This is a genomic window from Shewanella sp. 3_MG-2023 (assembly GCF_030548765.1).
In the GTDB taxonomy this organism is placed as follows: domain Bacteria; phylum Pseudomonadota; class Gammaproteobacteria; order Enterobacterales; family Shewanellaceae; genus Shewanella.
The window spans coordinates 1-845 of sequence record NZ_JAUOSH010000086.1 but is presented as its reverse complement, the minus strand read 5'-3'; the positions used below and the strand labels follow the sequence as shown (position 1 = coordinate 845).

1 protein-coding gene is annotated in these 845 nt (G+C 36.4%); it reads right to left on the bottom strand.

Annotation, left to right across the window (positions count from 1 at the left end; all coding sequences use genetic code 11):
* Window positions 1-99: 99 nt before the first annotated feature.
* Complete coding sequence (locus Q4591_RS20090) at window positions 100-732, bottom strand: hypothetical protein (RefSeq protein ID WP_303462624.1); 633 nt, start codon at window positions 730-732, stop codon at window positions 100-102.
* Window positions 733-845: the final 113 nt, after the last annotated feature.

Sequence of the window (845 nt, the reverse complement as noted above, 5' to 3'; positions counted from 1 at the left end):
AACCAGAAAGTAAGTTAGGTGTTCTAAATGAACCGCCCTGTGCGGAGCCGCATGCAGGGTGGTGTGGGGGCTGGAGGCTAGATACCTCCGGCTACCCGATTAGGTTGTTTTAAGGCTTTCTCTTATAAAGTCAGCGATATGCTGCTCAACTTTATACTCGAAGTCGTGTTGAAAATTTGCAACTACAATGACATGGAAATTAAAAACATCTGGCTTTACCTCTACAGGTATAATTTTCGTGAGCATAGGTGTTTTTTCAATTCCAGGTATAGCTTTAGATAAGCGCTCTCGGAGTTTTTGCATATTAAGGCTTTGTAATAACTGTTGAGCTGATTGTATTGAATGACCTTGAGGAACCTTTACAAATACCATAGGAGGCATTTTTTCAGGCTCAACTAAAAGCTCTTTGATATAGTTTGCAATAAAGTTTTCAAATTCTTTCGACTTACCCCAAGACTTATTTGAAATAGCTCTAATTTCGTATTTGTAATTTTTTTCATCTCCAACAGGAGAGAATACCAATGGCATAATATTAAAAGTAACTTGATTCGTTATCGCTTCAGGGAATTTTTTATAAACAATATATTGGAGTTTTCGTAAATCCATTTTTTCAATGAACTCTTGACCATGTTCATCTGTCCAGCCTTTAGGTAGTTCAACAAGTGTCATCACTCTTGCGTCGCCGCAAGAAATTAAGAAAGTAGTTAAAATTATTATTATTATTATTTTCACGGATATATCCTTTATATGCAGGCTGAACTAACAACCTAACAGCTTATTCAATAGCAGCACAATAATGTTCCAGGCTGCTCAATTCAAACTTCAAAGATACCATCGCTAAGTTA